The organism is Phytobacter sp. V91, from assembly GCF_965644225.1.
Taxonomy (GTDB): Bacteria; Pseudomonadota; Gammaproteobacteria; order Enterobacterales; family Enterobacteriaceae; genus CBFFRJ01.
Genome location: NZ_CBFFRJ010000190.1, coordinates 1 through 7030 on the forward strand (window position 1 = coordinate 1; position 7030 = coordinate 7030).

The 7030-nt window shown below is 55.3% G+C and carries 6 protein-coding genes; all 6 read left to right on the forward strand.

What is annotated here, in order from left to right; all coding sequences use genetic code 11:
* Positions 1-467: 467 nt before the first annotated feature.
* The 6 genes from ACSZO4_RS23960 to lldD all read left to right on the forward strand — a co-directional run bounded on the left by ACSZO4_RS23960 (position 468) and on the right by lldD (position 6933).
* Positions 468-2378 carry a PTS mannitol transporter subunit IICBA gene (locus ACSZO4_RS23960; RefSeq protein ID WP_437891580.1) on the forward strand — a complete coding sequence of 637 codons (1911 nt, stop codon included), beginning with the start codon at positions 468-470 and terminating at the stop codon, positions 2376-2378.
* Positions 2379-2604: 226 nt separating this feature from the next.
* On the forward strand, positions 2605-3753 hold the full coding sequence (mtlD, locus tag ACSZO4_RS23965; protein WP_437891581.1) for a mannitol-1-phosphate 5-dehydrogenase: 1149 nt from the start codon (positions 2605-2607) through the stop codon (positions 3751-3753).
* A complete protein-coding gene (mtlR, locus tag ACSZO4_RS23970; protein WP_437891585.1) occupies positions 3753-4340 on the forward strand; it encodes a mannitol operon repressor MtlR in 588 nt (195 codons plus the stop codon). Before mtlD ends, mtlR begins: the two co-directional genes overlap by 1 nt.
* A gap of 59 nt (positions 4341-4399) precedes the next feature.
* Positions 4400-4762, forward strand: coding sequence for a YibL family ribosome-associated protein (locus ACSZO4_RS23975; RefSeq protein ID WP_437891582.1), 363 nt, complete (start codon positions 4400-4402; stop codon positions 4760-4762).
* A 210-nt stretch (positions 4763-4972) separates the two neighbouring features.
* A complete protein-coding gene (gene lldR, locus ACSZO4_RS23980; protein WP_437891583.1) occupies positions 4973-5749 on the forward strand; it encodes a transcriptional regulator LldR in 777 nt (258 codons plus the stop codon).
* Positions 5746-6933 carry an FMN-dependent L-lactate dehydrogenase LldD gene (gene lldD / locus ACSZO4_RS23985; protein WP_437891584.1) on the forward strand — a complete coding sequence of 396 codons (1188 nt, stop codon included), beginning with the start codon at positions 5746-5748 and terminating at the stop codon, positions 6931-6933. The genes lldR and lldD overlap by 4 nt, the downstream gene beginning before the upstream one ends.
* Positions 6934-7030: the final 97 nt, after the last annotated feature.

Genomic DNA, 7030 nt, shown 5'->3' on the forward strand with positions numbered 1-7030 from the left:
GGGCGGCTCATGGTTTGTCGGCGCCTTTGAGGCGCTCACCCTAAAGCCTCCGGCTCTGCCGGAGGATACTTACTACAGGTCGCAATGTTAACGAAAACCAGAGTTTGCGACCGATCACACTCAGAAAAGTCCTGGCGAAAATATCTTGTGACGTAGATCACAAATGAATAACAAATACACCACCTGAATATGTGATGAAAATCACATTAATGTGGGTTACACGCTGCTTTTTTGCACTTTGTTCTTTTTCCACACAACAATTTTGTGACGTGCATCACCCTAATGCACGACATACCCCCTGCATTAACGTGATCAAGATCACATACCAGGCCGTCATCTGGACAGTTGTCTGATTCGGTGCCAGATTTCGCATCACAGAACACGGGTCCGGCTACCTCTGCCGCCACGTTAACAACAAACCTCGGGCTTCCGGCCTGTGCGATAGCAAACATAAGAAGGGGTGTTTTATGTCATCCGATATCAAGATCAGAGTGCAAAGCTTTGGTCGTTTCCTCAGCAACATGGTAATGCCAAATATCGGCGCGTTTATCGCGTGGGGTATCATTACCGCATTGTTTATTCCAACGGGATGGTTACCGAACGAAACGCTGGCCAAGCTCGTCGGCCCAATGATTACCTATCTTCTGCCGCTGCTGATCGGTTTCACCGGTGGTCGTCTGGTGGGTGGCGATCGTGGCGGCGTTGTCGGTGCCATCACTACTATGGGTGTTATCGTCGGCGCGGATATGCCGATGTTCCTGGGCGCGATGATTGCCGGTCCTCTGGGCGGTCTGTGTATCAAGAAATTTGACGCCGCCGTAGACGGTAAGATCAAATCCGGTTTCGAAATGCTGGTGAATAACTTCTCCGCTGGCATCATCGGTATGATCCTTGCCCTGCTGGCTTTCCTCGGCATCGGTCCTGCGGTTGAAGTGCTGTCCAAAGTTCTCGCTGCTGGCGTTAACTTTATGGTGGTGCACGACATGCTGCCGCTGGCGTCCATCTTTGTTGAACCGGCGAAAATCCTGTTCCTCAATAACGCCATCAACCACGGCATCTTCTCGCCGCTGGGTATTCAGCAGTCTCACGATCTGGGCAAATCTATCTTCTTCCTGATCGAAGCGAACCCGGGTCCAGGTATGGGCGTCCTGCTGGCGTACATGTTCTTTGGTCGTGGTAGCGCGCGTCAGTCTGCGGGCGGTGCGGCAATCATCCACTTCCTGGGCGGTATCCACGAAATTTACTTCCCGTATGCACTGATGAACCCACGTCTGCTGGTCGCGGTGATCCTCGGCGGTATGACTGGCGTGTTCACCCTGAGCGTGCTGGACGGCGGTCTGGTTTCTCCGGCATCTCCAGGCTCTATCCTGGCGGTACTGGCGATGACGCCGAAGGGCGCTTACTTTGCTAACATCGCGGCTATTTTTGCGGCGCTGGCAGTCTCCTTCGTTATCTCCGCGATTCTGCTGAAAACCAGCAAAGTCAAAGAAGAAGACGAGGATATCGAAGCCGCTACCCGTCGCGTACAGGACATGAAAGCCCAGTCTAAAGGCGCAACCGCCCTGAGCGCTGGCGATGTGACCAACGATCTTAGCCACGTGCGTAAAATCATCGTTGCCTGTGACGCCGGTATGGGTTCAAGCGCAATGGGCGCAGGCGTGCTGCGTAAGAAAGTCCAGGATGCGGGTCTGACCAACATCTCGGTAACCAACAGCGCGATCAACAGCCTGCCGTCGGATGTTGATCTGGTGATTACTCACCGCGACCTGACCGAGCGTGCGATGCGTCAGGTGCCGCAGGCCCAGCATATTTCGCTGACCAACTTCCTCGACAGCGGTCTGTACAGCAATCTGACTGAACGTCTGGTTGCCGCTCAGCGCCATGCGGACAACAGCGTAAAGGTTCAGACCAGCTTGCAGGATAGCTTTGATACTGGCGAAAATAACCTGTTTAAGCTGGGTGCAGAAAACGTGTTCCTGGGCCGTAGCGCAAGCAACAAAGAAGATGCTATCCGTTTTGCCGGTGAGCAACTGGTGAAAGGCGGCTACGTTCAGCCAGAGTACATTGATGCGATGCTGGAGCGCGAAAAACTGACCCCAACCTATCTGGGTGAGTCTATCGCTGTCCCACACGGCACCGTTGAAGCGAAAGATCGGGTGCTCAAAACCGGCGTTGTATTCTGCCAGTATCCTGAAGGCGTGCGTTTCGGCGAAGAGCCGGAAGACATTGCCCGTCTTGTTATCGGTATCGCCGCGCGCAACAATGAGCACATTCAGGTGATCACCAGCCTGACCAATGCGCTGGATGACGAAACCGTCATTGAGCGTCTGGCGAACACCAGCAGCGTGGAAGAAGTTCTGGCTCTGCTGAAGGCGTAAGGTGCGAACGATTTCCTGAAAAATTCGGGCGGCGGGAAGGCAGGTAACCACGCTTACCCTGGTCACGATTAAAAGCGACCAGGTGAGTGCAGAAGCCAACCCACCTGCCGCCCGAACCAACAGGCAAGCTCACCTCTCCCTCTGGGGAGAGGGTTCGGGTGAGGAGAACGCGTGCGGTTCCTCACCCCAGCCCTCTCGGGTAAAAACATTGATAAAGGTTAACACTATGAAAGCATTGCATTTTGGCGCAGGTAATATCGGACGTGGTTTCATCGGCAAACTGCTGGCGGACGCGGGGATTGAACTGACATTCGCCGATGTGAATCAGGTGGTTCTCGACGCCCTTAATGCCCGTCATAGCTATCAGGTTCATGTGGTTGGCGAAAATGAACAGGTGGATACCGTTTCCGGTGTCAACGCCGTCAGCAGTATCGGCGATGAAGTCGTTGACCTGATTGCCAGCGTGGATCTGGTAACCACTGCCGTCGGTCCGGTGGTGCTTGAGCGCATCGCGCCAGCGATTGCCAAAGGTCTGGCAAAACGTAAAGCCCAGGGTCTCGACACTCCGCTGAATATCATCGCCTGTGAAAACATGGTGCGTGGCACCACCCAGCTTAAGGGCCATGTCTTTAACGCGCTGGCGGAAGAAGACAAAGCCTGGGTTGAAGCGCATGTCGGTTTCGTCGACTCTGCCGTTGACCGTATCGTTCCGCCATCAGAGTCTGCGACTAACGACCCGCTGGAAGTCACCGTTGAAACCTTCAGCGAGTGGATTGTCGACAAAACGCAGTTCAAAGGCGCGCTGCCCAACATTCCTGGAATGGAATTAACGGACAACCTGATGGCCTTTGTTGAGCGTAAGCTCTTCACGTTAAACACCGGGCATGCTATAACCGCCTACCTTGGTCAACAGACGGGTCATCAGACCATTCGCGATGCCATCCTGGATGAAAACATCCGTGCGGTAGTGAAAGGCGCAATGGAAGAAAGTGGCGCGGTGCTGATCAAGCGTTATGGCTTCGATGCTGAAAAACATGCCGCGTATATTGAAAAAATCCTCGGTCGTTTTGAAAACCCATACCTGAAAGATGATGTTGAGCGCGTAGGCCGTCAGCCGCTGCGCAAACTGAGCGCAGGCGATCGTCTGATCAAGCCGCTGCTTGGCACGCTGGAATATGCCACTGCCCACGTCAATCTGGTTAAGGGTATCGCCGCGGCCATGCATTATCGTAGCGAACAGGATCCGCAGGCGCTTGAGCTGGCGGCACTGATTGCAGAAAAAGGTCCACAGGGTGCACTGGTGCAGATCTCCGGTCTGGACGCCAGCAGCGAGGTAGTGGCCGAAGCCGTCGACGCTTACAACGCAAAGGCATGATGCCTGACCTGGCGCGGGACATCCCGCGCCTGTTAACAAGATTGTCAGATATGCAGGCAATAATGGAACTAACACAGGCTTTCGAAAACCGTGTACTCGAGCGTCTGAATGCTGGCAAAACCGTACGAAGCTTTCTGATAGCCGCCGTCGAGTTACTGACTGAAGCGGTGAATATTCTGGTGCTTCAGGTCTTCCGCAAAGACGACTATGCAGTGAAATATGCTGTAGAGCCGTTGCTTGACGGCGATGGACCGCTGGGCAATTTATCCGTGCGCCTGAAGTTGATTTACGGGCTTGGCGTGCTCAGTCGACCGGAATATGAAGACGCGGAGCTGCTGATGGCGCTGCGTGAAGAGCTCAACCACGACGGCACCGAATACGGTTTTACCGATGATGAGATTCTCGGCCCCTTTGGTGAGCTGCATTGTGTTGCCGCCCTTCCCCCGGTCCCTTTTTTTGATACCAGCGATCCTGACCTGTACGCGATGCAAAAACAGCGCTACCAGCAGGTTGTACGTTCAACCATGGTGCTTTCCCTGAACGAGCTGATTTCCAAAATCAGCTTGAAAAAAGCGTTTCAGAAGTAAGCCTGAGCGCATTCGTGTATCCTTTGTCATTATCTCCTCCGTTTTCTGAGTCAAAAGCCATGAAAGAAGTCGAAAAGAACGAAATTAAACGCCTGAGCGATCGCCTGGACCTGATTGGTCACCAGCAGGCTGCGCTGTCTCTGGTGGAATCCGCAGAAAAATACGCCGAGCTGGAAAAAGAAAAAGCGACCATTCAGGTCGAGCTTGAACGTCTGCGCAGCCAGTACAGCCAGAAGCTCAGCAAAGAAGCGCAAAAGCTGGTGAGCATGCCGTTCAAACGTGCCATCACGAAGAAAGAACAGGCCGACCTCGGCAAACTGAAAAAAAGCGTACGCGGTCTGGTGGTGGTTCACCCGATGACTGCCCTGGGCCGTGAAATGGGCCTGAAAGAGATGACCGGTTTTTCAAAGACCGATTTCTGATCCCACCTCCCCTTCTTCTCAGGAGGGGATTCCCTTCTATTGGTACTACCACTTTGCGCAATAATGCGTGTCGCTTCACACCCCTTAAAATCACACAAAATTAACATTGCCATTACAAAACACTAAATTAACCTTGTGTTAATGGCGTTGTGCTGCCGCTAACTGGCAGTACCACTTTCCCCACCGGATTTGACGGATACGGAGCAAACCATGACCGCGACGGCTGAACGGCTTTCTGAGGATGTTGCCCGGCGAATCAGAACGCTTATTCGAGAAAAAGGGCTTGAGGCGGGCATGCATTTACCTTCTGAGCGACAGCTAGCGTTGCAGCTTGGCATCTCACGCAACTCACTGCGCGAAGCCATTGCAAAGCTTATCAGCGAAGGCGTGCTGCTGAGCCGCCACGGCGGGGGCACTTTTGTCCGCTGGCAGCACGAAGCCTGGTCAGAACAGAGCATCGTACAGCCGCTAAAAACGCTGCTGGAAGATGATCCGGATTACAGCTTTGACATTCTCGAAGCCCGTCATGCCATTGAAGGCAGCACCGCCTGGCATGCGGCCCTGCGGGCAACCCCCATCGAAAGAGAAAAGATCCGCCTCTGCTTTGAGGCAACCCTGGCGGATGACCCGGACTTAGCGTCGCAGGCCGATGTGCGGTTTCATCTGTCGATTGCGGAGGCATCGCACAACATCGTGCTGCTACAAACCATGCGCGGCTTCTTCGATCTGCTGCAAAGTTCGGTCAAGCAAAGCCGCCAGCGTATGTACCAGGTGCCGCCGGTATTCAGGCAGTTAACCGGTCAGCACTGGGAAATCATGGATGCCATCTTTGCCGGCGAAGCGCAACGCGCGCGTGATGCCATGATGGCGCACCTGAGTTTTGTCCACGCCACTATCCGTCAGTTTGACGAAGACCAGGCCCGTAGCGCACGCATTACCCGCCTGCCCGACGAGCGCAATACGCTTCCCCTTGGAGACAACGCATGATCATTTCCGCCGCCAGCGACTACCGCGCTGCCGCCCAACGCATTCTGCCCCCTTTTCTGTTCCACTATATCGACGGGGGGGCCTACGCCGAGCACACCTTACGTCGAAACGTGGAGGATTTGGGTCAGGTTGCTCTGCGTCAGCGGGTGCTGAAGAACATGTCAGCGCTGAGCACGGAAACGACATTGTTTAACGAAAAGCTTTCAATGCCGGTGGCGCTGGCTCCCGTCGGACTGTGCGGGATGTATGCCCGCCGGGGTGAAGTGCAGGCGGCCGGTGCGGCGGATGCCAAAGGTATTCCTTTTACCTTATCGACGGTTTCCGTCTGCCCGATTGAAGAAGTGGCCCCAACCATCAAACGTCCGATGTGGTTCCAGCTGTATGTCCTGCGCGATCGCGGCTTTATGCGTAATGCGCTGGAGCGAGCCAAAGCGGCGGGCTGTTCCACGCTGGTTTTCACCGTTGATATGCCGACACCAGGGGCGCGTTATCGCGACGCGCACTCCGGCATGAGTGGGCAGCACGCCGCGCTCAGGCGCTACTGGCAGGCCGCGACCCATCCACAGTGGGCATGGGATGTCGGTCTGCATGGCAGGCCGCACGATCTGGGCAATATCTCAACCTATCTGGGCAAACCGACCGGGCTTGAGGATTACATTGGCTGGCTGGCGAACAATTTCGATCCATCGATTTCCTGGAAAGACCTTGAGTGGATCCGCGAATTCTGGGACGGCCCGATGGTGATCAAAGGGATCCTTGATCCTGAGGATGCGCGGGATGCCGTGCGCTTCGGGGCTGACGGTATTGTGGTTTCCAATCACGGCGGCCGTCAGCTTGATGGCGTGCTCTCTTCCGCCCGCGCCCTGCCAGCCATTGCCGATGCGGTGAAAGGCGATATTGCGATTCTGGCCGACAGCGGCATTCGCAACGGGCTGGATGTGGTGCGGATGATTGCCCTCGGGGCAGATACGGTGCTGCTGGGTCGCGCGTATCTTTATGCGCTGGCGACACATGGCCGCGCCGGGGTTGCTAATCTGCTGAATCTTATTGAGAAGGAGATGCGGGTGGCGATGACCCTGACCGGGGCGAAGTCGATTGGTGAAATTAGCAAAGATTCGCTGGTACAGGAGCTGAGTCGCATTCCGGCTGCGCTGGCCCCGCTGGCGCAGGGAGATGCGGCGTAGCGTTGTTCCGTGCGGTCTGCTGCCCTCACCCCGGCCCTTATGTCTTGACCTTCCCCGCTCAGGCGGGGAAGATCCCCGACTGATCATCGGGGGGGTT

What these genes read in the sequence shown, in the direction of transcription:
- ACSZO4_RS23960 (WP_437891580.1), top strand. Translation starts at nt 468, where the DNA reads ATGTCATCCGATATCAAGATCAGAGTGCAAAGCTTTGGTCGTTTCCTC.
- mtlD (WP_437891581.1), top strand. Translation starts at nt 2,605, where the DNA reads ATGAAAGCATTGCATTTTGGCGCAGGTAATATCGGACGTGGTTTCATC.
- mtlR (WP_437891585.1), top strand. Translation starts at nt 3,753, where the DNA reads ATGCCTGACCTGGCGCGGGACATCCCGCGCCTGTTAACAAGATTGTCA.
- ACSZO4_RS23975 (WP_437891582.1), top strand. Translation starts at nt 4,400, where the DNA reads ATGAAAGAAGTCGAAAAGAACGAAATTAAACGCCTGAGCGATCGCCTG.
- lldR (WP_437891583.1), top strand. Translation starts at nt 4,973, where the DNA reads ATGACCGCGACGGCTGAACGGCTTTCTGAGGATGTTGCCCGGCGAATC.
- lldD (WP_437891584.1), top strand. Translation starts at nt 5,746, where the DNA reads ATGATCATTTCCGCCGCCAGCGACTACCGCGCTGCCGCCCAACGCATT.